General features: G+C 73.8%; 18 protein-coding genes. 8 read left to right on the forward strand and 10 right to left on the reverse strand.

The annotated features are described in order from the left end of the window. Positions 1–89 precede the first annotated feature (89 nt). The 3 genes from ACFVU9_RS00595 (at position 90) to ACFVU9_RS00605 (ending at position 4889) form a co-directional block, all read left to right on the forward strand. Positions 90–1745, forward strand: a complete 1656-nt coding sequence (locus ACFVU9_RS00595) for a multicopper oxidase family protein (protein ID WP_387588562.1) — start codon at positions 90–92, stop codon at positions 1743–1745. A 158-nt stretch (positions 1746–1903) separates the two neighbouring features. Further along, positions 1904–3568, forward strand: coding sequence for a serine hydrolase (locus ACFVU9_RS00600; RefSeq protein ID WP_387588564.1), 1665 nt, complete (start codon positions 1904–1906; stop codon positions 3566–3568). A 154-nt stretch (positions 3569–3722) separates the two neighbouring features. Beyond that, on the forward strand, positions 3723–4889 hold the full coding sequence (locus ACFVU9_RS00605; RefSeq protein WP_387588566.1) for a damage-control phosphatase ARMT1 family protein: 1167 nt from the start codon (positions 3723–3725) through the stop codon (positions 4887–4889). 70 nt (positions 4890–4959) lie between these two features. On the opposite strand, the gene ACFVU9_RS00610 is transcribed toward ACFVU9_RS00605, so the two are convergent. Continuing rightward, complete coding sequence (locus tag ACFVU9_RS00610) at positions 4960–7059, reverse strand: hypothetical protein (RefSeq protein ID WP_387588568.1); 2100 nt, start codon at positions 7057–7059, stop codon at positions 4960–4962. A gap of 164 nt (positions 7060–7223) precedes the next feature. Beyond that, positions 7224–8384, reverse strand: coding sequence for a globin domain-containing protein (locus ACFVU9_RS00615; protein ID WP_387588570.1), 1161 nt, complete (start codon positions 8382–8384; stop codon positions 7224–7226). 452 nt (positions 8385–8836) lie between these two features. On the opposite strand from ACFVU9_RS00615, the gene ACFVU9_RS00620 reads away from it, so the two are divergent. Next, positions 8837–9688: a hypothetical protein gene (locus tag ACFVU9_RS00620; protein WP_380436938.1), complete on the forward strand. Its 852-nt coding sequence runs from the start codon at positions 8837–8839 to the stop codon at positions 9686–9688. 10 nt (positions 9689–9698) lie between these two features. Here the strand turns inward: ACFVU9_RS00620 and ACFVU9_RS00625 are convergent, their stop codons facing one another. After that, positions 9699–11009, reverse strand: a complete 1311-nt coding sequence (locus ACFVU9_RS00625; protein ID WP_380436936.1) for an alkaline phosphatase family protein — start codon at positions 11007–11009, stop codon at positions 9699–9701. 210 nt (positions 11010–11219) lie between these two features. Next, on the reverse strand, positions 11220–12812 hold the full coding sequence (locus tag ACFVU9_RS00630; RefSeq protein ID WP_387588573.1) for a GMC family oxidoreductase: 1593 nt from the start codon (positions 12810–12812) through the stop codon (positions 11220–11222). A gap of 275 nt (positions 12813–13087) precedes the next feature. On the opposite strand from ACFVU9_RS00630, the gene ACFVU9_RS00635 reads away from it, so the two are divergent. Then, positions 13088–15154 carry a phosphocholine-specific phospholipase C gene (locus ACFVU9_RS00635; protein ID WP_387588575.1) on the forward strand — a complete coding sequence of 689 codons (2067 nt, stop codon included), beginning with the start codon at positions 13088–13090 and terminating at the stop codon, positions 15152–15154. Positions 15155–15196: 42 nt separating this feature from the next. Here the strand turns inward: ACFVU9_RS00635 and ACFVU9_RS00640 are convergent, their stop codons facing one another. After that, entirely contained in the window at positions 15197–15760 is a 564-nt protein-coding gene (locus tag ACFVU9_RS00640; RefSeq protein ID WP_387588577.1) for a phosphatase PAP2 family protein, read from the reverse strand. Further along, a complete protein-coding gene (locus ACFVU9_RS00645) occupies positions 15757–17121 on the reverse strand; it encodes a diacylglycerol/lipid kinase family protein (protein ID WP_380500623.1) in 1365 nt (454 codons plus the stop codon). Before ACFVU9_RS00645 ends, ACFVU9_RS00640 begins: the two co-directional genes overlap by 4 nt. 313 nt (positions 17122–17434) lie before the next feature. Between ACFVU9_RS00645 and ACFVU9_RS00650 the strand changes: the two genes are divergently transcribed. After that, on the forward strand, positions 17435–18196 hold the full coding sequence (locus tag ACFVU9_RS00650; protein WP_387588579.1) for a phytanoyl-CoA dioxygenase family protein: 762 nt from the start codon (positions 17435–17437) through the stop codon (positions 18194–18196). Between the two features lie 75 nt (positions 18197–18271). After that, positions 18272–19195 carry a hypothetical protein gene (locus ACFVU9_RS00655; protein WP_387588581.1) on the forward strand — a complete coding sequence of 308 codons (924 nt, stop codon included), beginning with the start codon at positions 18272–18274 and terminating at the stop codon, positions 19193–19195. Between the two features lie 30 nt (positions 19196–19225). Here the strand turns inward: ACFVU9_RS00655 and ACFVU9_RS00660 are convergent, their stop codons facing one another. Beyond that, positions 19226–19444 (reverse strand): hypothetical protein, encoded by a 219-nt coding sequence (locus tag ACFVU9_RS00660; RefSeq protein WP_380444852.1) that lies wholly within the window; start codon positions 19442–19444, stop codon positions 19226–19228. 212 nt (positions 19445–19656) lie between these two features. On the opposite strand from ACFVU9_RS00660, the gene ACFVU9_RS00665 reads away from it, so the two are divergent. Continuing rightward, positions 19657–21357, forward strand: a complete 1701-nt coding sequence (locus ACFVU9_RS00665) for a serine/threonine-protein kinase (RefSeq protein WP_387588717.1) — start codon at positions 19657–19659, stop codon at positions 21355–21357. A 4-nt stretch (positions 21358–21361) separates the two neighbouring features. On the opposite strand, the gene ACFVU9_RS00670 is transcribed toward ACFVU9_RS00665, so the two are convergent. The 3 genes from ACFVU9_RS00670 to ACFVU9_RS00680 form a co-directional block, all read right to left on the reverse strand. After that, positions 21362–21931: a hypothetical protein gene (locus ACFVU9_RS00670; protein ID WP_380444851.1), complete on the reverse strand. Its 570-nt coding sequence runs from the start codon at positions 21929–21931 to the stop codon at positions 21362–21364. Between the two features lie 138 nt (positions 21932–22069). After that, complete coding sequence (locus tag ACFVU9_RS00675) at positions 22070–22687, reverse strand: LysE family translocator (protein ID WP_387588584.1); 618 nt, start codon at positions 22685–22687, stop codon at positions 22070–22072. Next, positions 22681–23424 carry a thioesterase II family protein gene (locus tag ACFVU9_RS00680; RefSeq protein WP_387588719.1) on the reverse strand — a complete coding sequence of 248 codons (744 nt, stop codon included), beginning with the start codon at positions 23422–23424 and terminating at the stop codon, positions 22681–22683. Before ACFVU9_RS00680 ends, ACFVU9_RS00675 begins: the two co-directional genes overlap by 7 nt. Between the last annotated feature and the right edge of the window lie 5 nt (positions 23425–23429).

A 23429-nucleotide genomic window follows, 5' to 3' on the forward strand; every position in this document is an offset into this window, starting at 1 on the left:
GCCGCCCGGGCCGCCCGGGCCGCCCGAGTACCGCCCACTGCGGTGTGCCTCCGGACCGCCCCTGTGTGGTTGATCTAGATTGCCCCGCTATGAGCGAAAAAGAGGGAATCGCCCGCCGGTCGGTGCTCAAGGCCGTCCCCGCGGCCGCCGTCCTCGTGGCGGCGTCTGACGGGCTCTTCGCCGGCCGGAGCACGGCGGCGCCCCCGGCCGCCCCGCCGGTCGATCCGCCGCTCGCCCCGCCGCCGGGGGAGTTCCCCCAGCCGGTCGTGTGGGCCTCGCAGCCGGTGCCCGGCTCGTCCGCACGGGTCGTCGAGCGCACCCTCGACGTGCGCTTCACGGACGTCGCCGTCCCGGGCTGCGGCCGGGTCACCACGCGCACCTACAACGGGACGATCCCGGGCCCGACCCTGCGCGTGCGTGGTGGCGACACCCTGCGGCTGACGCAGGTCAACGGCCTGCCGCCGAACCCGGCCCACACCGGCGACCACAACCGGCCGCACGACTTCAACAGTTTCAACCTGCACACCCACGGACTGCACGTCTCCCCGTCCGGCGACGCCGACAACGTCCACCGGGCGTTCGCGCCGCGCACCGCCGACGAGGTCGCCGCCGGCGCCCCGGAGCCGCGCTACGTGACGACCGTCGACGTCCCGCCGGACCACCCGGCCGGCACCCACTGGTACCACCCCCACCTGCACGGGGCCACGTCCGTGCAGATCGTCGGCGGCATGGCCGGGGTCCTCGTCGTCGAGGGCGACGTCGACGAGGTGCCGGAGATCGCGGCGGCGGCCGACATCGTCGTGTGCGTCAACGAACTCCGGCTCAAGGACGGCCGGGTGCCCGACTTCACGTCGGGCGGCGCGCTCGCGGCCGTGCCCGCCACCTACACCGTCAACGGCGCCGTCAACCCCACCCTCACGCTGCGCCCGGGCGAGGTGCAGCGCTGGCGACTCGTCGCCGCCACCGCCTTCGGGGCACTGTCGCTCCAAGTCACGTGTGGCGAATCTAAATTGACGCTGCATCAGATCGCTCAGGACGGTGTGACCTTCCCCGCCGTCGTCGCCTCCGACGCCGTGACCCTCGCCATGGGCAACCGCGCCGACGTCCTCGTCCAGGGCTGCGAGCCCGGCACGTACGAACTGCGCGCCGCCGGAGTGTCCGCTCCCCTGATGACGGTCGAGGTGGCGGGCCCGCCCGTCGAGCCGCCGATGGCCCTGCCGACCGCGCTTCCGCCCGGCAAGCCCTTCCTCGACGAGCGCGACGTCGCCAACCCGGACGCGGACCGCGAAGTCGTGTTCCACGTCGACCCGGGCGTCTTCGCGGCCCCGTTCCCCAACGCCTTCCGCTGCCTGGGCACCCACCCGACCCCCGCGGCCGACCCCGCCGGCGATGCCGCCCGCGACCCGGCCTACGGCCTCTTCGACCCGCGGCACGTCAACCACACGCTGAAACTCGGCACCGTCGAGCGGTGGACGGTCCGCACCGACGAGACCAACCCCGCCTTCAACCACCCCTTCCACCTGCACACCAACCACGTCCTCGTCACCCACCGCAACGGCACGCGGCTCGACCCGCCGGTCTGGCACGACACCGTCGGCCTGGCCGGCGGCAAACCCGGCGACCGCGTCACCTTCCTCGTCCGGTACGAGGACTTCACCGGCCGCACGGTCGCCCACTGTCACCAGCTCCAGCACGAGGACCTTGGCATGATGCAGATCGTCGAGTACGTCGAGGACGTCGAGTAGGCGGGCCGGCGGCATCCGCGCCGCCGGACGGGTGGAATGCGGGGGCGGCGGCGCACGGCGGCGGCCGCGCCGGGTATGGGCCGTCGACTACTCGGCGCCGTGCGGCGGACGGCGGCGCCGCCGGATCCCGGGCACGGCCCGGACGAGGGAGGACCTTCATGCATCGTCACGCCGCAGCCCGGCGGACCGTCCCCGGGCCAGGCCGGACCGCCGCCCGGCCGGGGCTGCGCACCGCGGCCCCGCTGCTGGCCACCGCGCTGCTCGCCGGGTGCACGTCCGCGGCCGGCACCGGTCCCGAGGCCGCCCCCACCCCGAGCGCCTCGTCCGCCCCGGCCACCGCGCCGCCCGCGCAGCAGGCGCCCCAGCTGACCGATCAGCAGGTGTCCTCCGCGGTGGACAAGATCGACGGCTACGTGCAGGACGCCATGGCGAAGACGGGCGTCCCGGGCGTGTCGCTGGCCGTCGTCTACAAGGACAAGGTCATCCACGCGAAGGGCTTCGGGGTCCGCCAGCTCGGCCGGCCGGAGCCGGTCGACCCGGACACGGTGTTCCAGCTCGCCTCGGTCTCCAAGCCGATCTCCTCGACCGTGGTCGCCGGCGTGGTCGGCCAGAAGGCGGTGCAGTGGGACGACCCGGTCACGAAGTACGACCCGGGCTTCGCGCTGGCCGACCCGTGGGTGAGCAGCCACGTGACGATCGCCGACTTCTTCTCGCACCGCAGCGGCCTGCCGGACCACGCCGGAGACCTGCTGGAGGACCTCGGCTACCCGCGCGACTACATCCTCCAGCACCTGCGCGACCAGCCGCTCGCGCCGTTCCGCGCGAGCTACGCCTACACCAACTACGGCCTGACCGAGGCGGCCGTGGCCGTGGCCAAGGCCAAGGGGGTGGCCTGGGAGGACCTGGCGGCGGACGTCCTCTACAAGCCGCTGGGGATGAACTCCACCAGCTCCCTGCGCTCCGCCTACGACAGCGCGGCGAACAAGGCGACGCCGCACGTCAAGACGGCCGGCGGCTGGCAGGTCAGCACCACCGAGAACGCGGACCCGCAGTCGCCGGCCGGCGGTGTGAGCTCCACCGTCGACGACCTCACCCGGTGGATGCGGATGCAGCTCGCGGACGGCACCTTCGAGGGCAAGCAGATCGTCGACCCGGCGGGTCTGAACGAGACCCGGGTGCCGCAGATCGTGAGCGCCCCGCCGAGGTCCCCGGCGGGCAACGCCGGCTTCTACGGCCTCGGCTGGAACGTCACCTACGACACCCTGGGCCGGCTCCGGCTGAACCACTCCGGCGGCTTCGACCTGGGCGCGGCCACCGTGGTGACCCTGCTGCCGACCGAGCAGCTCGGGATCGTCGTCCTGACCAACGGCCAGCCGATCGGCGTCCCGGAGGCGGTGGCCGAGGAGTTCTTCGACCTCGCCCAGTACGGGCGGGAGACGGTCGACTGGCTCGGCCTGTTCGGCAAGCTCCTGCCGGGCCTCTCGGCGCCCGCCTCCTCGCCGACCGACTACGCGAAGCCGCCGGCCGGCGCCACCCCGGCGAAGCCGAACGCGGCCTACACGGGGACGTACGCCAACGGCTACTACGGGCCGATGACGGTGAGCGAGCAGGGCGGCGGGCTGGTGATGAGCCTCGGACCGGACAACCAGCAGTTCCCGCTCCAGCACTACAACGGCGACGTCTTCAGCTACCAGAGCAAGGGCGAGAACGCCGTCGGCCTCACCGGCCTGACCTTCACCATCGGCGCCGACGGTCGGGCCTCGACCGCGGTGGTCGAGCAGTTCAGCCACGAGGGCCTCGGGACCTTCACCCGCAGCGGCTGACCTCAGGGCGAGGGGCAGAGGGGTTGGGGGCCGTGCCCGTCCACGCAGACGGCCGAGGTCGGGAGGATCTCTGCGGTTCCACCGGTCCGCGACCGCTGCCGGCCCGCTGCTACCGTCGCCGAGTCGCGCCCGCATCGAGGAGACGAGCCCCAGCGTGTCGAACGCACCCGTGATCCGCAGCGACGTCCCGGGGTCCTTCGCCCGGGGCGTCTTCCACGAGCGCCACCCCGAACTCGTCCGGCGCCTGCTCGCGGCCCTGCCCTACGGGCCGGGGGAGCGGGCGGCGGTCGAGCGGCTGCTCGTGGAGAGCACGACCGGGGTGCTGGAGCCGCTGGGGGACGGCGCGCCGGACGCCGCCCGCTGGGAGGAGTGGGGCGCGGGGCTGTGGGGCACGCCGTGGGAGGAGGCGCCGTTCCTCTGGGCGGAGAGCTACTTCTACCGGCGGCTGCTCGACGCCACCGGGTACTTCAGGCCCGGGGCGTGGCAGGGCGTCGATCCGTTCGCGCCGTTCAAGGGCGCGGAGCTGGCCGGGCCGGCGGTGGACGACGAACTCGCCGCTCTCGGCGGGCTCGACGGCCTCCCGGCGGCCCGACGGGCGGAGGCCCTGCTGTCGTCCGCGCTGTGGGGCAACCGGGCGGACCTGAGCTTCCAGCTCACCGCGGGGACCGGCGGGCCGGGAGCGTCCGACCTCGTCGCCGACGACAGCGCGGAGCTGTGGGCCGCGCTGGAGCGCGCGCCGGGCGGACGGGTCTGCGTCGTCGCGGACAACGCCGGCCGGGAACTGCTGCCGGACCTCGTCCTGATCGACCACCTCCTGGCCGCCGGGCGGGCCGCACAGGTCGTCCTGCACGTGAAGCCGCAGCCGTACTTCGTCTCGGACGCCACGCCGGCCGACGTCCTCGCCGCGCTGCAACGCCTGTGCGCGGCACCGGAGCCGGCCGCCTCGGCGGTGGGCGAGCGGCTGTGGGAGGCGATGGCCGGCGGCACGCTCGTGGTCCGCACGCACCCGTTCTCCTGCGCGCCGCTGCCGTACGCCGACATGCCCGAGGACCTCCGGGCGGAGTTCGCCGGGGCGGCCCTGACGATCCTCAAGGGCGACCTCAACTACCGCCGCCTGGTGGGCGACCGCCGCTGGCCGCCGACCACCCGCTTCGCCGAGACGGCCGGGTACTTCCCGTCCCCCGTCGCAGCCCTGCGGACGCTGAAGTCGGACGTGATCGTCGGCCTCGACGCCCCCACCGTCGCGCGGCTCGACGGCACGGGGACGGCCTGGCGGACGAGCGGTCGCCACGCCGTCGTCCAGGTGCACGGGAACGGGTAGGCGCACGGGAAGGGGTAGGCGCGCCCCCTGACGCGGCATCCGCGGTCAGGGGGCGCGGCGAGCGGGGCGGTCAGGAGGAGACGGCCGCCTGCCAGTCGGCGAACGGGCTGTCCGCCTTGGCGTCGGTCTGGCGCCGCAGGTGGAGCTGGGCGTCGGTGCCGAGGGCGAGCACGACCACGCGGCCGGTGGCGTCGGTGGCCAGCGACGGCGCGCCGACGATCACCGAGCCGAGGTCCTGCCAGACCGTGGTGAAGGCGCCGTTGCCCTCGGTCTGGGTGGCCAGGCTGACGCCGCCGCCGCCGTTGCGCGTGGCGACGACGATGCGGCCGTTGGCGGTGACGGCGCTCGGGCCGTCCACGCCGACCGGGCCGCCGGTGGACGAGGAGACGGGGGTCCAGGTGGTGTCGGCCTGCACCCACTGGTTGACGGTCTTCCCGGTGTCGGGGTGCGAGAAGAGGATCTCCTTGCGGCCGCCGGCGGTCTGCGCGATGCCGATCGGCCCGGCCGGGGTGGGCCCGCTGAAGGCGGTGTCCGGGACGAAGGGGCCGTTCTTCGTGCTCTGTCGCCAGTGCAGGAGGTCGTGGCCGGACACGGTGGGGGCGAAGACGTCGATCAGGCCGTCGGTGCCCAGGCTCGCCGCGAGGCCGTCCTGGACCCACGCGCCGCGCAGGTCCGCCCAGGTGCCCGGCCAACTGCCGTCCTGCTGCTGGGTGACGGCGCTGACGCCGCCTCCGGCGTTGGGCACGAAGACGGTGAGCGCCCCGTTGGCGTTGGGCGTCACGACGGGCGAGCCGATCATCTCGCCGACGTCGTCGGAGTTGGGGTTGCCCAGCGAGGTCCAGGCGCCCCAGCCGCCGCCGACCGAGGTCTGCGCGAGCGTGACGATCTCGTCGTGGTTGTCGGTGCCCTTGTCGTCCGCCAGGCGGATGCCGAAGAGGTGGAGCAGGCCCTTGCCGTCCTTGACCACGGTCAGGTAGGGCGCGAACTGCCCGCCGCCGCCCAGGCCCGCCGGGCCGGTCCACGCCCCGCCGCTCGCGGTCTCCTTCCACTGCGAGGGCTGTCCGTTGACCACCGCGAAGGCGTTGAGCAGGCCGGTGCCGTCCTGGGCCGACCAGGTGGTGCCGTTGAACCAGCGCGGGTACGAGCGGAACTCGTACATCGCGTAGTGGTTCTGCCAGCTGGCCGCGCCGCTCTCGTGGAGCTCCGAGTCGTGCGGCAGGTAGTAGTCCTTGAAGACGCTCCACTTGGCCGAGGCCTGGCGCGGGTCCACGTTCGCCGGGCGCAGCCGGATGTTGTAGTCGCGGTAGTACCGCAGCAGGACGTTGCCCCGGGCGGGGTGGTAGCCGGCCGCCGCCTCGCCCGCGAAGCGCGCGGCGCCGCGGTGGTCGGAGTTGTCGCCGTAGTTGAGCGGGTCCGTGCGGTAGTCGTAGCCGGTTTCGTCGTGTCCCCTGCCCAGCGGGTAGACCTTCGGATCCTGCGCGAGCAGGATGCCCGGGTTGTACTGCCCCATCAGGTCGGTGAGGGCGGCGACCAGTTCTTCGTGGGTGTAGGTCTGGTTGTTGTAGGGGCGGTAGTCCGGCGTCGTGTCGGGGTGGGCCGGCGCGGTCCGGCACTCGTCGCCGTCCGTGCCCTGGCTGCCCACCGTCCGCTTGGGGTTCGGCGTGACGAGGTGCCCGTTTCCGTCGGGGAGGGGGCCGATGTAGAGGTCGTCCAGCGAGGTCTCGCCGGCTGCGCCCGGGTCGCCGCTCTGGTAGAGCCGGAAGAAGACGAGGCGCACCGGGTTCGCGGTGCCGCGCAGGGTGTCGACCTCGACGGTCTTGCCGTTGCCGAGCGTGAGGGTGTCGAAGGCCCAGTCGTTCGCGACCCCGGCCAGTGTGGCGTGCGCGTCGCGCGCGCCCTCCTCGCGGTGCTGCGCGTAGAGGCACGCGCTCTCCGTGGTGGTGGCCTGCTCGCCCGACGTCAGGTAGACCGTCGTGGACGGAGCGTCGTACTGGCGGGCGAGGTCGGGGTTCATGAACAGGATGTCGTCGTCCTCGTGGGCGACGATCTGCAGGTAGCCGTTCGTGGGCGGTGCGGTGTCGGCCGAGGCCGAGCCGACGAGCGGTGTGATCGTCGCGGCGACCAGCGCCGTGGCGGCGCAGACGGCGGCCCGCCGGAATCCGGAACGCATTGGTGAAGTCCTCCCCGTCGGCGGACCTGGTGGTGTCGATGATCGTCCGCCGTCGGGGGGAACTGTTCTGCAGGATACGAACGACTGTCAAATTCCCTGTGAGCTCCGAGTTTTGGTGAATTGAACCGAAATGGCAGGCTCTCGGCAGCCCGGCGAGGGCGACTTCAGAGCGCGAAGTCGAGCCGGACGAACGGGTCGTGGTGGATGTGGTCGAGTGGCACCCCGGTGCGGTACAGGGCCTCGGCCGCGCTCACGATCATCGGGCCGGGGCCGCTGACGTAGGCGTCGTGGTCCCGCCAGGGCCCGGCCGCCGCGAGGGCCGCGGGCAGGCGGGTGACGGCGCCGGGGGTGTCGTCGTCGTGGACGACGGGGCGCACCGTGAGCCAGGAGTACTGGTCGGCGAGCCGGCGGAGGGTGTCCAGGCCCAGCGGTCCGTCCGTGCCGCGCGTGCCCACGAAGACGTCGGTCCGCCGCCGGACCCCGTCCAGGACGGCCTGTTCGAGGAGGGCGAGGACCGGCGCGAGACCGGTGCCGCCCGCGACGCAGACGACGTCCCGGCGCGCGGCCGGGTCGAGGACCATGTCGCCGAGCGGCCGGCCGAGCCGGAGGACGTCGTCGACCCTCGCGCGCTGCACCAGGGCGGTGCTGACCGGGCCGCCCGTGACGGCACGGACGTGGAAGGTGACGGTCCCGTCCGGGCGCCGGGCGTTGGCGGGGGAGAAGTAGCGCCAGCTCTTCGGCCACCACGGCGTCGCCAGGCTCACGAACTGCCCGCCGGTGTACGGGTACGGCAGGTCGGTCCGCACGGTGATCTCCGCGAGGTCGCGGCCGTGCCGCCGGTGGTCCACGACGCGGGCGTCCCAAACGGCCGGACGCTCGGCGGCGTCGGCCGTGGCGGCCCCGTCCATGACTCCGGCGGCCGCGGTGTAGGCGCGGGTCCAGGCCGCCGCGACGGCCGGTGTCCAGGCGGAGCCGGCGAAGTGCTCCAGCGTGGCGAGCAGGCACTCGCCGACCGCCGCGTAGTGCGCGCTGAGGGCGCCGAACTTGCGGTGGTCGCGGCCCAGTTCGGAGCAGAACCGGACGAGGGTAGCGGGCTCGTCCACCAGGTCGACGACGAGCATGAGCGCGCGTACGAGCTTGTCGTGCTGGACCTCCATGTGCTCCGGGAACAGGTCACGGACCTGGGGGTAGCGCTGGAACAGGGTCGCGTAGAAGTGGCCCGGGAGGTCGGCGGCGTACGGCTCGACGGCGGCCCGGCTCGCCCGCAGCAAGGAGATCTCGTACGGGGAGACGATCGCTTCTGAGGCGCGGTCAGGGGAATTCATCGGCTCGGCGGGGTTTCTGATCGGGTATTGGGCGCGAAGCTTCACGCGTATCTCTCCGGTTGAATTCTTTGCGTTCTTCGCGGGGTGGGGCGGTCATTAAAAATCGGCCCATTCTGCCCACGGGCCCTATCGGATGTGCAAGCCGACGGGGTGAATCATTTGTGAAGCGCGATACTGGCTCGTAGTGACCGAGAGTGGTAAGGTCCGCCCGCGCGGGGCGCAAATGCGGAACCTGCCTGAACAATCCCGGCGGCCGGTTGCCGTACGGAGCGGTAGGTTCACCGGGGCGGCCGGAAATAACAATTCGCTCTCGGGGGCCGTCCGGGGCTGTCCGAAATTCCCCTTCGGGTCCTACGCTGCGGCGCGTGTCGATATTCCGAAGGCTCCGCGCTTCCGGTCCGCGGGTGCGGCCGGAACTCGATGACGTGCAACTCGGCCGCGTTCGGCGGCAAATGAATTCCGCCGGGCGGCTGGGGCCGGACGACATCCAGATCGACCAGGTCGACCGGCTGCTCCAGGAGTCCGCGCGGGACCCGGACCGCCGGGCACACCGCTTCGCCGTGCTCGCCGAGACCGCCGCGCCCACGGCGTTCGCGCGGTCCTGGCGGCTGCGCCGGCGCGGCTCGGACCCGATGGTGTTCGAGGGCTGGGTCGAGCTGGTCCGCGGCCGGGCCGCCGGGCGGATGGACGACGCCAGGGCGGCCGCCGACCACTGCTACCGCGCCGCGGAGATCGCCCCGTCCGACCCCCTCCCCTGGGTGGTGCTGCTCGGGATCCTGCGCCTCATGCGGGCGGAGCCGCACCAGCTGTACGCCGTCTGGCAGGAGGTGACCGCGCGCGACCCCTGGAACCGCGAGGCCCACCTGCAGATGCTGCGCTACCTCTCGCCGGAGGAGTGCGGCTCACGCAGCGGCCAGCTCGACTTCGTGGAGACGCTCCGGGCCTCGGCGCCGCCGGTCTCGCCGTCCGTGGGCGTGGAGCTCGCGGCCCTCGTCGACGAGCACGACCGCACCGCCGCCAGGGGCGGCGTCGAGGCGCTGCTGGCCCGCCGCCTCTGGACGCACACCCGGGCCGCCGGCGCCCTGGACACGGCCCTGGCCACCTGGCCGCGCGAGGGCTACCTGCGGCACGCCGCGGCCCTGGCCGACCTGAACCTGCTGGCCTACGCGCTCGTGCAGGCCGGCCGCGTCCGCGAGGGCGGCGCCGTGTTCGGGGCGATCGGCGACACCGTCACCGCGTGGCCGTGGTCGCTCGACGGCGACCCGGTCGAGCGGTTCACCTACTGGCAGGCGAAGGCGCTCTGAGGCTCCGGGCTCAGGCCTGCCGGGCCAGGGCGTCGCAGACCCGGTCCAGGTAGGACTCGCTGTTCGCGGACATGGTCGTGCCGCCGGACACCGGGACCAGGGTCAGCGGGTCGTCGGTGCGCGGCGCGTCCAGGGTGAGGACGTCGCCGAAGCCCGGGGCCGCCTTGTCGCGGTCGGTCAGCGGCGGGAGGTTCCAGCGCTGCTCGATCGTCTTGAGCACCGAGGTGTGGTCCAGCGGGGTGTCGCCGGCGGGCCGGTAGACCGTTCCGGCGGCGATCAGCGGGGAGATCAGCACCGCGGGCACGCGGACGCCGAAGCGAGTGAAGTCGAAGCCGAACTCGCCCTGGGCGCCGTCGGGCGGGACGGCGCCGGAGGGCGGGGGCACGTGGTCGTAGCAGCCGCCGTGCTCGTCGTAGGTGATGACGAGCAGGGTCCTGTTCCAGTCCGGGCCGGTGCGCAGCGCCGTGTAGACGTCGAGCATCAGCTGTTCGCCGTGCGAGACGTCGTGGACCGGGTGCTGGTCGTTGCCGGCCAGGCTCCAGTCGGGCTCCAGGAAGACGAAGCCCTTGGGGAGGGTGCCGGTCCTGGCGGCGTTGCGGAACTGGGTGAAGCCGCCGAAGTGGCTCGGGTCGGCCTGGGTCGTGTCCGGGAAGTCGAAGCGGGTCAGCTGCTTGCCGTCGCTGTAGATCGCCCAGTCCGTGCCGTTCTTGGCGAGCAGGCCGAAGATGCTCGGGAAGTCGAACGGGGGCGTGCCGGCCTGCTGGTGGTCGTCCATCCGGCCCTGGCTGGTGCCGGCGAGGGCGAACGCCCGGTTGGGCAGGGTCTCGGTGGGCGCGGAGCTGAACCAGTGGTCGCAGACCGCGTAGCCGCGCGCCAGGCCGGACAGGACGGGCAGGGCGTCCGGGGTGTAGCAGCCCATGATGTTCCCGGGCCCGGTGCCGGGGCGGACCGTCCGGCCGTGCAGCGGGTCGAACTGCAGGGCGTCGACGAAGCTCGTCACGAAGCCCGTCATGGTCGCGGCGGGGGCGGGTGTGCCGGGATCGGCCGTCCCGAACAGCTGCGTGTTGGTCGGCGCGTAGCCCTCGCGGGGGTCGGCGCCGGGCATGAAGTACGCGTCGGGGGTGGTGCGGAGGATCCTGAAGACGGTGTGCACGCCGTCGGGCCCGGCGTTGCTCTCGTCTCCCTTCAGGCCCTCGAACTGCGCCCCGGACGGGGTCTTCTGGTCGGGGTAGAGGAACCCCAGCATGTGGTCGAAGGAGCGGTTCTCCTGCATCAGGACCACGAGGTGGTCGATCTGGTCCAACCGGCCGTTGTTCGACATGGACGGTCTCCTGCCACGCGCGGGTGAAGCGGCGGACGGACTCACGTCGAGGCGCACGGCGGACGACTTGGGCCTCCCCGCTCGGAATGTCGTCCCGGTGGCCGGGTACGGGCGGCCACGTTCTCCACTATAGGCCGAGCGGGTGAAGGCCACGAGCCGTGCGCGGCCCCCACCCGCGCGCGTCGGGCGGGCGGCGGACTCGATGGGGCATCAGGACCAGGACCGGCCCGCGATCGGGTCCGCGGCGCCCGTGATCAGGTCCGCAGCCTTCTCCGCCGCCATGATCGTGGGCGCGTCGGTGTTCCCGCGCGGCACCGCCGGGAACACCGACGCGTCGACGACCCGCAGGCCCGCCACGCCGTACACCCGCAGCTCCGGGTCGACGACGGCGCCGATCGCGCAGCTCGACGTCGGGTGGTACAGCGTCTGGCCGGCGCGCCGCGCCCACGCGAGGAGATCGGCGTCCGAGCCGGACGGGGACGGCGCGTCCCCGTACGTCCCGGTGGCGACATCGGTCACCGCCCGCTGCGCCGCGATCTCCAGGGCGATCCGCGTCCCGCCGACGATCGCCGCCCGGTCCTCCTCCGTCGTCAGGTAGTTGTGGACGATCCGCGGCGCGGCGTCCGGCCGCGCGGAGCGCAGGGTCACCGCGCCGCGGCTGGTCGGGGCGAGGACGCACGGGCCGAAGGCGAACCCGTGCTCGGTGACGGCGCCGAGCCCCTCCTGGTGGAACAGTCCCGGGGCGGCGTGGAACTGGATGTCCGGCGCGTCCAGGTCGTCGCGGCTGCGGAAGAAGCCGCCGGCCTCGCCGAGGTTGGAGGTGAGCGGTCCGCGCCCCTGCGTCTCCAGCAGGGCGGTGTTCTCCGGGCTCGCCGCACTGGCCAGCGAGTCGGCGCCGGTGCGGAAGTTGAGCATCGCCATGTAGTGGTCCTGCAGCCCCCGGCCGACGGGCAGGTCGCGCACGACCTCGATCCCGAGGGCGGACAGGGCTTCGCCCGGCCCGATCCCCGACAGCATCAGCAGTTTCGGCGAGCCGTACGCCCCGGCCGACAGGACGACCTCCCGCTCGGCGCGCACGACCTCGACGACCCCGGCGCGCTCGACCGCCACGCCCACCGCCCGGCCGCCCTCGACCACCACGCGGTGCGCGCGGACGCCGGCGAGCACCGTGAGGTTCAGCCGCCCGAGGGCCGGGTGCAGGTAGGCGACGGCCGCGCTGCACCGCAGGCCGCCACGCTGCGTCACCTGGTAGCGCCCGACGCCGAACTGCGTCGCGCCGTTGAAGTCGTCGTTCGCCTTGTAGCCGGCCTGCCCGGCGGCCTGGACGAAGGCCGAGGCGAGCGGGTGTCCGGAGCGTCCGTCACTCACGGTCAGCGGTCCGCCGACGCCGTGGAACTCGTCCTCGCCGCGCTCGTTGTCCTCCGCGTGCCGGAAGTACGGCAGCACCTCGTCGTACGACCAGCCGGTGGCCCCGGCCGCCGCCCACCCGTCGTAGTCGGCGCGGGCGCCCCGGACGTAGATCATCGCGTTGAGCGAGCTGCAGCCGCCGAACGTCCGGCCCCGGGGCAGGTAGACCCGCCGCCCGCCGAGGCCCGGCTCCGGTTCGGAGTCGAAGTCCCAGTCGACGTCCGACTTGAACAACCGGGGGAACGCGACCGGCACGTGGATCTCCTGCGCGGTGTCCGGGCCGCCCGCCTCGACCACCGCCACCCGGACGTCCGGATCCTCCGACAGCCGCGCGGCCAGCACGCAGCCCGCGGAACCGGCGCCGACGATGACGTAGTCGTACGTGCTGCTGCTCATGCCAACCCCTTTGAGAGAAGGACGTGTTGGGTCCGGGGAGTGCGTGCCGGAACCGAGCCGGTCGGCCAGTATCCGCTCTCGCCGCGCCGCGTCATAGACGGTGAACCGGTCAACCACGGCCGGGGCGGCGTGTTCATGCCGCGAGGCTTCCGCGAACCGTCGGCCGCGTGTAACTTCTCCGCCACCCGGCTACCGACCGGTAGCCATCTGGCTGCCCGACAGTCTCCGCTGCCGGATCGTCCGCCGGAGTTGTCCATACTTCTCGGAGGCCTCACGTGTCCCCAGTCACCCGCCGCACCTTCCTCGGCTCGGCCGCCGCCCTCGGCGCGGCCATCGGCCTGGACGCCGCCCTGCCCGGCGCGGTACCGAGCGCCTCCGCCGCCCCGACCGGCACGATCCGCGACGTCAAGCACGTCGTGGTGCTCATGCAGGAGAACCGCAGCTTCGACCACTACTTCGGCGCGCTCAAGGGCGTGCGCGGCTTCGGCGACCGCACCGCGATCCAGATCGCGGGCGGCACCAGCGTCTTCAACCAGCCCAACGGCAGCGGCCGGCAGTACCCGTGGCAGCTCAGCAAGACCAGCACGTGGTGGTGGGGCGTCAGCGGCGAGCAGCTCGCGCAGTGCGACGGCTCGCTCGACCACTCCTGGTCCACCCAGCACCAGGCGTGGAACAACGGGAAGATGGACTCCTGGATCGCCGCCAAGGGCTCCGACAGAACCATGGGCTTCATGGCCCGCGAGGACATACCGTTCCACTACGCGCTCGCCGACGCCTACACCGTGTGCGACGCGTACCACTGCTCGATCCTCTCGGCCACCGGCCCCAACCGCACCTACCTGTGGTCCGGCCAGATCGACCCGGCCGGCACCGCGGGCGGCCCCGCCTACGACGGCGGCGACGAGAAGGGCCTGCGCTGGCAGACCTACGCCGAGGCGCTGCAGAACGCGGGCGTCAGCTGGAAGGTCTACCAGAACGCGAGCGACAACTACGGCGACAACGCCCTGGCGTACTTCAACCAGTTCACCAGCGCCCCGGGTTCGAGCCCGCTCGCCCAGCGCGGCATGGCCTCCGTGCCCAGCACCGGCTCCACCCCGGACGACATCGCCGCCGCGATCCGGGCCGACTCGGTCGCCGGCACGCTGCCCCAGGTCTCCTGGGTGGTGCCCAACCAGCTGTTCTCCGAGCACCCGGACGGCCCGCCGGAGAACGGCGCGCACTTCGTCAACCTGGTGGTGCAGGCCCTCGCGGCGAACCCGGACGTGTTCAACTCGACCGTCCTGTTCCTCAACTACGACGAGAACGACGGCTTCTTCGACCACGTGCCCCCGCCCGTCGCCCCGGCCGGCACCGCCGGCGAGTTCTACAACGGCACCAACATCGGCCTCGGCTTCCGCGTCCCGATGATCGTGGTCTCGCCGTGGAGCCGCGGCGGCTTCGTCGACTCCCACGTCTACGACCACACGTCCGTGCTGCGCTTCCTGGAGACCTGGACCGCCGCCATCGGCACCCCCGCCGTCTGCCCGAACATCAGCACCTGGCGCCGCCAGGTCTGCGGCGACCTCACCGGCGCCTTCGACTTCACCAGCCCCCTCTACGGCGCGCCCGCGCTGCCCGACACCAGCGCCACCATCAGCCAGGCCACCGCCAACCTGCAGATCAACCCGGCCCCGGGCACCAACTCCATGCCCGTCCAGGAGCCCGGCACCAAGCCCGCCCGCGCGCTGCCCTACCAGCCGAACGCGTGGGTCGACCGGATCGAGTACGACGCGAACAACCAGATCCTGCTCTGGATCGACCTGGCCAACCAGGGCCCGCAGGCCACGGCCTGGGCGCACTACTCGATCCACGCCAACGCCTACCGCAGCGGCGGCCCGTGGCAGTACACCGTCGCCCCCTACGACGCCGCCTCCGGCACCGACGGGCGCGCGAGCGACTACTTCAACATCGGCGCCACCTACGGCAACGGCCAGTACGACCTCACCGTGCTCGGCCCCAACCGCTTCCTGCGCCGCTTCACCGGCAACGCCACCACCGCCGGCAAGACCGCGGAGGCCACCACCTCCTACGCGCCGGCGCCGGACACCGGCAAGCCGGCCGTGTGGTTCACGATGACCAACACCGGCACCGCCACCGTCACGTTCACCATCACCGCCACCAACTACCGCACCGGCACCTGGACCTACCAGGTCGCCCCGGGAGCCACCGTCAGCGACTACTTCAACGCGGTCACGATCGCCCAAGGCTGGTACGACTTCACCGTCACCGTGAACAGCGACCAGTCCTGGACCCGCCGCGCGACCGGCCACATCGAGACGGGCGCCGCCAGCGTCAGCGGCTGACCGGCGCCTGCGCCAGTGCCGTGGCCCTACCCGGCCACGGCGCTAGCAGCCGGTGAGCCTCCGGCCCGTGGCCAGGACGACGCTCGCGCAGGCGCCGCCCAGGAGGGCGCCGGCCACGACGTCGCCGGGGTAGTGGACGCCCGTGTGGACGCGGGAGTAGCCGACGGCGCAGGCCAGGAGGCCCAGCGGGGTGGCGGTGGCGGGCAGGAGCGTGCCCACGGCCGTGGCCAGGGCGAAGGCCGAGGCGGTGTGTCCGGAGGGGAAGGACGCCGAGGCCGGCATCGGGACGTGGCGGCCGGCGATCACCCTGGCCGCGTCGCGGTCCGGTCGCGGGCGGCGCACCAGTTCCTTGCCGAGGAGGTTCGCGGTGAAGGAGGCCAGGCCGACGGCCGCCGCGCCCGCGAGTCCCGCGCGGCGGTACCGGCCGGGGGTGAGGAGCAGGGCCGCCGCGATCGACAGGTTGATCTTCGAGTGGTCGGCGGCGGCGGAGAGCCGGCGCAGGCCGACGTCGAGCGCGGGCGTGTCGGTCGCGGCGACGGCGGCGTAGACGGCGCGGTCGACGGCCGCCAGGTCGTGCAGGACGGTGCCGGCCCGCCGCGCGGTCATGCGCGCGCCTCCGTCCGGGCGAACGCGAGGCGGGCGATGACGCGCCAGTCCAGGCGGGGGGCGTGCGGCTGCTGGGCCGGATCGGCGCCGGGGCGGTCGCGCGGGACGCGCACCCGCAGGGCGCCGCCGGCGAGCGAGCAGACGACCGGGGTCGGCAGGGTCAGCGCCTCGCCGTCGACGGCGACGGGGATCTCCGGCGCGTCCGCCCGCACGGTGACCCGCCGCGCCGACAGCACGGTCAGGCCGGTGGCCCGTTCGCCGCGCAGGGCGAGTTCGGCGGCCTGGGCGGCGCCGTCGACGCGGATGCCGAGGACGCCGAGGACGCCCCGGTCCAGGCGCGGGCGGCGGCCGAGGTTGACGGGGTCGGCGCCCGCGTAGGGGTTGTTGCTGACGAGCAGTGCCTGCGGCGCGTCGATCCGCCGTCCGCCCGCGTCGGCGGTCAGGTGCGGGCCGTCGGCGCCCATCAGGAGGTCCGGCAGGGCGTCCAGGGCGGTGGCGGTCTTGGCGTCGCGGTACTCCGGGCTCTGGACGATGGCCGCGTAGGCGCCGAAGGAGACGGTGTTGACGAAGGGCCGGTCGCCGACCCGGCCCAGGTCCACGGTGAGCTCGACGCCGTCGCGCAGCGCGTCCAGGCAGGTGGCGGGGTCGTCGCGGTCGAGGCCGAGGTCCATCGCGAAGTGGTTGCGGGTGCCGGCGGAGACGACGAGGAACGGCAGCCCGTGCTCGACGGCGACCGCCGCGACCAGGGCCTGGGTGCCGTCGCCGCCCGCGACGCCGAGCAGGTCGGCGCCGTCGGCGACGGCACCGCGGGCGAGGCCGGCCACGTCCTGCTCCGCGGAGGTGTCGAGCAGGATCACCTCGGCGCCCAGTTCCTCGGCCCGCTCCGCGAGCCGGAAGCGCCCGACCTTGCCGCCGCCGGACTTCGGATTCATGATCAGCACCGGCCGCCGCGGCGGCGGGGTCTCCCGGGCGGGCATCGGCTTCGGCGGCCGGGCCGCCCGCAGCGCGGCGCGGGCGCAGACGAACGCGGCGAGCCACAGCACCAGGACGATCACCGACAGCAGCAGCGCGTGCGCGTGGTACGCCAGCACGACGACGGCGACCGGCGCTCCGACGGCCAGGACGGCGCCGGCGGCGCGCAGGACGCCGCGCCGGGCGATCGCCCACCACACGCCGATCGCCGTCACCGCCAGCCCGGCGAGCTCGGCGACCACCGCGAGCAGCCCGTGCAGGCCGGTGAACGCGATCGCGACGACGGCCGCCACCGCGCACAGCACCGCGGCCCGCGCGAGCAGCCGCGCCCTGGGGTCCGGCCCGTCCGCTCCGTCCGCACGCTCCGCGCGATCGACGACGTCCGTCATCGGCACCCCTCCGTCGGCCCTGTGCTCCTCGGTTCCGGACACGGTAACCGGCACCGCCGCCGACGGCACGCCGAGCGGGCCCCGGCGGCCGTGGCCGGGGCGGCTCGACGACCCGAGCCGTCCGGACGGGGCCCGCCTTCGTCGCCCGGCGGAGCACCGCTGCGCGGAGTCGCCCACGGTGTCGATGTGTCCGCGTCGTCCGCGTTGTCCACGTCGTCGACGTTGTCCACAGGTGCGGAAATTGATTTGCCGTCACATGGTGATTCGACAAGGCTGCGGGGCAGTTGACCTGCCGAGTCCGTGGAGTGTGCCGGTGCTGACCGAAGCCGAGATCGAGTCCTTCGTCGCGGACGGCTTCGTCCGCGTCCCGGGCGCCGTGCCCCGGGCCACGGTGGACGAGTGCCGCGCTCAGCTGTGGGCGGCGAGCGGCTGTTCGCCCGACGATCCGGGGACGTGGACGGAGCCGGTCGTGCGGATCGGCGGCATGGCCACGCCGCCGTTCCGCGAGGCGGCCAACACCCCCGCCCTGCACGAGGCGTACGACCGACTGGTGGGTGCGGGGCGCTGGACGGCGCCGCTCGGGCTGGGCACCTTCCCGATCCGCTTCCCGAGCGAGAAGGACCCGGGCGACGACGGCTGGCACCTCGACGCCGGCTGGACCGGGGACTCGGGCGAGTACCGGGTGGGCCTGCGCTCGCGCGGGCGCGCGCTGCTCATGCTCTTCCTCTTCTCCGACGTCGGCCCGGACGACGCCCGGACCCGCATCCGGATCGGCTCGCACCTCGACGTGCCGCCGCTGCTCACCGCCGCGGGGGAGGAGGGCCGGGAGTGGTTCTCGCTGTGCGGGGAGGCCGTCCCGGCGTCGGCGGGCCGTCAGGAGGTCGAGGCGACCGGTGCGGCCGGGGACGTCTACCTGTGCCACCCGTTCCTGATACACGCCGCCCAGCGGCACGGCGGGACGGTGCCGCGGTTCATCGCCCAGCCCCCGCTGGAGCCGACCGGGCTGCTCGACCTGGACGGCTCCGCTCCGTCCCCGGTCGAGCGGGCCGTCCTGGCGGGCCTGCGCAGCTCCTGAAGGGCCGACCGGTGCGGGGGCCGCTCGCCCGACCGCCTACCATCGGCGGGTTGCCGATGTGAGGACGGGGATCTGATGGGTGGTCTGGGGCGGCTGATAGGCGTGGCGGCCGAGCGGGGCGAGGCCGGGTTGCAGGCCGGCTGGCAGGCCGCGCTGCGCGGCGGCCGGTCGGTGGCGGGCGGACGGTGGGCGCTCACGGCGCTCACGTCCGTCGCGCCGCCGCCCGTGCCCGCCACCGAGCCGTGGAAGCTGTCGGTCGGCACGCTGCTCGGCCGGCACCCCCGCACCCCCGCCGCGGTGCACAAGCTGCTCGGACTCCTCGACGGCGTCGGCGCCGTGCACCTGGGCCCGGTGAAGGCCGGGTTCGACGGCGAGGAGATCGAGTGGGACAAGGTCGTGGAGGTGCAGACCCGCAACGCCTTCGAGGTGCTGACCACCACCGCCCTGGAGCAGGAGGTCGACAAGGTCCGGGAGTTCCTGCCGCCGGTGCCGGGCCGCAAGTGGGCCGTCACCAAGATCGGCGAGGCGCTGGCCACGGTCGTCCTCGCGGCGCTGGAGCGCGGGTCGGTCGAGCAGCGCCTGGACGAACTGGCCGTGCCCGCGCGGATCGTGTACCGCGGCCTGCTCGGCCGGCAGCGCACCCTGGACGCGGGCTGCTTCGCCGTGGCCACACTCGTCGTGTCCGGCCAGGTCGGCGAGAGCCTCATCGCGACCGCCCGCCGCCGCGGCATCCCGGTGCGGCCCGCCGAGGAGCCCGTCAAGCCGGCCAGGGCGGCTCACGTCGCGACCCTGCGGGAGCGCACGGACGCCGTCGCGCGGCTGCTGAGCCGGATCGAGCAGCCGGGCGGCGGGGCGGAACCGGACTCGATCGAGGCTCCGGAGCCCGCGAACGCGCTGGAGGCTTCGAAGGTGTCGCTCGTCAAGGCCCCGGACACCCCGGACACCCCGGACACCCCGGACACCCCGGCCGGCGGGCCGGCTCCTGCCCCCGAGCGGTGAAGCGGTGGCGGCCGACCACGACTGCGACGGTCAGCGGGACGGTCGCGGCGGCGGCCTCCCCGAAGAGCGGCCCGAACCGCGCGTGGTCGGCCGCGCCCGGCCGAGGGTCGCGCCGAGCGCGCTGCCGATGAACAGCGCGGCGACGGAGCACGAGACCGCCGTTCCGCGCGCCTCGGGCACCACCGACGTCGCCCACGCCCGGAGCGTCGAGTGCAGGAACGCCCAGCCCGCGCCCAGCATCGTCGCCACGAGTGCGTGGGCCTACGCACCGGGGGGCCGGACCTGCACCTCGTCGCCGGTCATCCGGCGGACCCCTCGGCCCGGCGGGCCATGGCGGTGGCCGCGCAGGCCGCACGGGCTGCGCGGGGGCGGGTCTGAGGGATACCGCTAAGCTCTGGGCGGCAAATTCGGGGTGCCGTGGCCGGACAGCGGCGGGGCGGCGAACGGGGAGTGGTGTGACGATGCAGCCGTTGGTGGCCGGGGATCCTTCCGTCGTCGGGTCGTACCGGCTGCTCGGGCGGCTGGGCGCGGGCGGCATGGGCTGCGTCTACCTGGGGCGGACGGCCGGCGGGCGGACCGTCGCGGTCAAGGTCGTGCGGCCGGAGCTGGCGGCGGACGCCGAGTTCCGGGCCCGCTTCCGGCGTGAGGTGGCCGCGGCGCGCCGGGTCGGCGGGGCGTGGACGGCGCCGGTGCTCGACTCGGACACGGAGTCGCCGGAGCCGTGGGTCGCCACCGGGTACGTCGCCGGGCCCTCGCTGGCCGAGGCCGTGGCGCAGTTCGGGCCGCTGTCCGAGGACGGCGTGCGGGCGCTGGCCGCCGGGCTCGCCGAGGCGCTGACGGCGGTCCACGGGCTGGGGCTGATCCACCGCGACCTCAAGCCGTCGAACGTGATGCTGTCGCCGGACGGCCCGGTGCTGATCGACTTCGGGATCGCGCGGGCGATGGACAGCCTCGCCACGTCCGCGCTCACCAGCACCGGGGTCGTGGTGGGTTCGCCCGGCTACATGTCGCCGGAACAGGTGCAGGACCAGCCGCTGGGCCCGGCCTCGGACGTGTTCCAGCTCGGTGCGGTGCTGGCGTTCGCGGCCACCGGAGCGTCGCCGTTCGGCGCGGACAGCGCGGCCGCCCTGCTGTACAAGGTGGCGCACGGCGATCCCGAACTCGGTGGCCTGCAGGGCGAGTTGCGAGAGGTGGCGGAGGCCTGCCTGGCCAAGGACCCGGCCGCGCGGCCGACCCCGCGGCAGGTCGCGGCCCGGCTCTCCCCGGGCGGCGCCGCCGATCTGGTCGCCGCCGGCTGGCTCGCGGCCCCGCTGATGGCCCAGATCGGCCGTCGGACGGTGGAGTTGCTCAACCTCGACGCGGCGCCGGAGCGGACGGAGGACGCACCGCAGCCCGTCCCGACCCCGACGATGCCGTCGGAGATCCCGACGCCGGACCCGACGATGGCCCTGCGGACACCGGAACCGGCACCGGCACCGGAACCGACGGACGCCGGGCGCCGTGGGCAGTTGCTCGTCGGGATCGCGGTCGCCGTGGCGGCCGTGGTGGGGATCACGGCGCTCGTGGTGCTCAACCCGAGCTCGGGCACGACCTATTCGGCGGCGAACCCGCCCGTCCCCAGCGGCCTGGCCGGAGCACCCACGGCGGCGGCCGCACCGGCGTTCGCCCCGAGCAGCACCGCGACGCCCCTCGGCCCGGTGCCCGCAGAGTGCCGGAACATCGACACCGGCGGGCTGGAGCAGCTCTTCGGCAAGGAGAAGCGCACTCCCGAGGGGAAGTCGGAGCAGCACAACCCCGGGACCCCGGACGAGTTCTCCCTGCAGTCGTGCACCCGCTGGTTCGCCAACGGAGGCAGGGCCGGCACGTTCGTCGGACTGGACGTCCTGACCTTCAAGACGGCCGAGCAGGCCCAGCAGTTCTACGCGGACTGGACGAAGGAGGACACCGGAACGGCCTCCAAGCCGCCCATCGCGCTCGGCGACCGTTCCCACCAGTCGACGAAGGACGACGCCGCGCTCCACGAGCGGGACTACCGCCTGGCCGTCGTGGCCGCCAACCGTGTCGTGCGGGCCTACGTTCCGCACGACACGGGCTTCCAGGACGACGCCGTGGCCGCGACGGTCAGCGACGTGGCGAAGGGGATCCTCGCCGGCCTGAAGTAGCGGCTCAGTCCGTGAAGACGTACGCCACCACGCTGGTCACGCCCGAGACGGCCGTCAGGGCGAGCAGCACCACCACGACCCACCCGGCGAAGCGCTCGGGGACGGCCTTGCGCCAGCGGGCCGCGTGGCGGGGCGCGATGATCCGGACGGCGTGGCCGATGCCGAGGCTGCCGCCGATGACGGTCAACAGGCCGAAGCAGGTGCCGAGGACGCGGACGCCGGTGTAGGCCACGCCCACACGGTGGGTGGTGTCCTCGGAGGGGACGTACTGGACGGGGACGCGGGCGTGGGCCGGCAGGGAGCCGTCGTAGGACGTCGGAACGGCGGCGGCGCCCGAGTCGGGGGTGAAGGTGCCGAAGCAGGTGGTGTGGGCCTGTTTGCCGCTGCCCTCGGTGATGCAGCCCGAGACGGCCAGCAGGCCGGGCTCCCCGGCGAGCCGCAGCGGGTACCCGATGCTGAGCACGCACACGGTGGCCATCGCCGCGCCGGCCAGCATCATGACGAGCCCCGCCAGCGCGACGAGCGGCGCTACGGCCCATCGTCCCGCCCGGGTCCTGGGATCCTTCGGCTGCACCGTTCTCCCGTTCTCCACCCGAATCGATGTCGGAACCCGCCATGATGTCGGACGGCCGGGGCCGGGCGGAACCCGGCCCCGGCCGTGGTCGGAGAACCCTGTGCGGGGGTGTCCGGTCGGGACACCCCCACGGCGGTGTCACTGCATCAGTGCCAGCCGCACGCCGAAGCCGATCAGCAGCACGCCCGTGACCTGCTCGATGCGGCTGCGGACCTTCGGGCGGCGCAGGAAGGCGCCGAAGCGGTCGACGGTGACGGTGTAGAGGCCGAACCACAGCAGGTACAGCACCACGAACTCGGCCGAGAGCACCAGCGCCCGGCCCAGCGTGTGCCCGGTCGTGGGGAGGAACTGCGGCAGGAAGGTGACGAAGAACAGTGCCACCTTCGGGTTGAGCGCGTTCGACAGGAAGCCCTGCCGCACGTACATCAGCCAGGTCTTCCCGGCCGCCTCCGACGCCTCCGCGTCGGCCGTCGTCCGCGCCGACTTCCGGGCGGCGCGCAGCGTGCCGATGCCCATCCACACCAGGTACAGCGTCCCGACGGCCTTCAGCACGGTGAACGCCACGGCGGACGCGACCAGGAGCGACGACACCCCCAGTGACGCGGCCGACACGTGCACGCTGAGCCCCAGCATGCCGCCGAGCGTGGTGTACAGGCCGGCGGCCCGGCCGCCGACCAGGGCGTTGCGGGTGATCAGCGCCTGGTCGGGGCCGGGGATCATGATGAGGACGAGCGCGGCGACGGCGAACGTCAGCATGCCGCCGCCGCCCGGACGTTCCGCAGGACGGCCGCGTGCTGCCGTTCGCGGAAGTAGAAGTGGCCCCCGGGGAACAGCCGGACCGGGACCGGCCCGGCGTCGGTGTGCCGCTCCCAGGCGGTGAGCTGCTCCCGGGAGATGAGGTCGCGGTCGCCGCCGAGCACCGTGAACGGTACGGGCAGCGGCGGCCGTTCGTACCACCGGTAGGTCTCCAGGATCCGGTAGTCCGCCCGCAGCCCGGCCGCGGAGAGCCGCGCCAGCTCGGGGTCGGCCAGGAGCTCTTCGGGGATGCCGCCGTGCCGCTCGTTCACGGCGCCGAGCAGCTCCGTGTCGGGCAGGAGGTGGAACCCCTGCTCGTGCCGGGCCAGTTCGGGTGCCGGGTAGCCGGAGAGGATCAGCCGCTCCGGCAGTGGACGACCCAACTCGATGAGCCGGTGGGTGAGTTCGTAGCACACGAGGGCGCCGAAGCTGTGCCCGAAGAACACGAAGGGGGTGCTGAGCGGCAGCTCCTTCGCGAGCCGGTCGACGAGGTCGGCCATCGACGTGCACGGTTCCTCGTCGAGCCGGGAGCCCCGGCCGGGCAGCTGGACGGCCAGGACGTTCAGGCCCTCCAGCTGCCGGCCCCACCGGACGTACTCGGCGGCGGAACCGCCTCCGTGCGGGAAGCAGTACAGGGTGCGCGGCCCGGACGGGCCCGGTGCCCTGATGGTCCACTGGGGGGTGTGCGGTTCCGCCATGCCGG

The sequence above is a fragment of the Kitasatospora sp. NPDC057936 genome, assembly GCF_042887525.1.
In the GTDB taxonomy this organism is placed as follows: domain Bacteria; phylum Actinomycetota; class Actinomycetes; order Streptomycetales; family Streptomycetaceae; genus Kitasatospora.